Source organism: Bradyrhizobium altum, assembly GCF_020889705.1.
GTDB lineage: Bacteria > Pseudomonadota > Alphaproteobacteria > Rhizobiales > Xanthobacteraceae > Bradyrhizobium > Bradyrhizobium altum.
Map to the genome: position 1 here is coordinate 1 of NZ_JACMYP010000521.1, position 1,799 is coordinate 1,799.

General features: G+C 63.4%; 2 protein-coding genes. One reads left to right on the plus strand and one right to left on the minus strand.

Annotated features, from left to right (window positions below; translation table 11 throughout):
* Positions 1-710 (minus strand): 3'(2'),5'-bisphosphate nucleotidase CysQ family protein (locus tag H8B02_RS47060; protein WP_229172485.1); only part of this gene is annotated, 710 nt, incomplete at its 3' end.
* 240 nt (positions 711-950) lie between these two features.
* Here H8B02_RS47060 and chpT point away from each other — a divergent pair.
* Positions 951-1,598 carry a histidine phosphotransferase ChpT gene (chpT, locus tag H8B02_RS47065; protein WP_229172486.1) on the plus strand — a complete coding sequence of 216 codons (648 nt, stop codon included), beginning with the start codon at positions 951-953 and terminating at the stop codon, positions 1,596-1,598.
* Positions 1,599-1,799 lie beyond the last annotated feature (201 nt).

The window sequence follows — 1,799 nt, forward strand, 5'->3', positions numbered from 1 at the left end:
ACGACGACAGCGTGACCCGCCGCCACATCCCATTCGGACGTCGGCGAGAGGCGGGGATAGATATCGACTTCGCCCTCGGCGACATGGCCGAATTTGACGGCCGAGCCCAGCACGGCGCGGACCGCGCCGCCGCGTTCGTCGATGAAGGCCTCGGTGCGCGCATCGCCATGTGAGCGGCTGACCGCAACGGTCCAGGGCGCGCCGCGTGGCGGGCAGGGACGGGTCTTGATCGGCATAGCCTGCGAAACCGCGCCATTCTGCAGCGTCAACCGCTCCGCACCCTTGCCGACGATGCCGCGCCAGATCAGCCCCAGCGCGGGCGCACCGACGATGCCGAGCAGCGGCACGCCGTGGGTGACCAGCGCCACATTGACGGTGAACTCGTCACGGCCGGCGACGAACTCCTTGGTGCCGTCGAGCGGATCGATCAGGAAGAAACTGTCCCTGTAGGGCGGCGTCGCCAGGTGGACGCGCTCCTCCGACAGCAGCGACACATGCGGCGTCAGCCGCGTCAGCCCTTCGACGACGATGTGGTCGGCGGCGAGATCGGCCTCGGTGACCGGCGATCCGTCACTCTTGCCTGTGACGTTCATGGCAGATCGGTTGACCGCAAGAATCGCCTCGCCGGCCTGGATCACCAGTTCGGTCAGCGATTCGAGCAGCGTGGCGGCAGCCTCGCAGCCGATCAGGGACGGCTGTGCCTTATTCATGGGCGGGTCTCATATCCTGTTTGTGTTCCCTGAGATCGCGATGCGATGCAAGGCATCGCATCGCGATCTCATCCCCTTGTTTGAGCATGATCTTTTCGGAAAACCGGTTTCCACTTTTCCGGATCATGCTTTATCAGTCCCGCCGCAAGCTGGCAGCATCCGTCTGCGCGGTGTATCAAGCCGACAGGCATGCGTGATTCGCACTCCTCCCGCGGCGTGCGGCTTTCCAGGAAACAATCTATGTCTGGCACTTCGTCTCCCGGTCCCGCTCCCGACGCACTCGAACTCGCGGCGCTGTTGTGTTCGCGGGTCTGTCACGATCTCATCAGTCCGGTCGGGGCGATCGTCAATGGGCTTGAGGTCCTTGACGACAATCCCAAGCCCGAAGACCGCGACTTCGCGCTCGATCTGATCCGCAAGAGCGCCAAGACCGCTTCGGCGCGGCTGCAGTTCTGCCGGCTGGCGTTCGGTGCCGCGGGTTCCTCCGGCGCGCAGATCGACCTCGGCGATGCCCAGAACATGGCGAAGGGGCATATCGAGGACGGCAAGGTGACGCTGACCTGGAATTTGCCGCGGCTGCTGCTGCCCAAGAACCGGGTCAAGCTGCTGTTGAACATGCTGGTCATCGCACAGCAGACCATCCCGCGCGGCGGCACGCTCACCATCGATCCGGTCGGCGAGGGTGAGACGATGAGCTTCCGCATCCTGGCCGCGGGCCTCCATGCGCGGGTGCCGCAGAACATCGTCGACCTGCTCAATGCAAGCTCGTCGAACACGGTCGATGCGCATGCCGTGCAGCCGCATTACACGCGCCTCTTGGGCGAAGCCTGCGGGTTGAAAGTGACGCTCACGCTCGACGGCGACAAGGTCGTTATCTTGGCGTCCTGAACGCGGCCGCGGGAACATCATTAAGCAAAGGTTACGACGGGCCGCGCGATTCGATCGTGCGGCCTTATCTCTTTGTTGATCCCGTTCTTTTCCAATTACTCAACCAAACTTAAACGCTTTGCGGAGAAGCTGACCTAAGTTCCGGCCGGCGCGTCGATGTCGCGCGCCGCAGCGTTTTCGGCGTTTTTCGAAGGTTGGTTT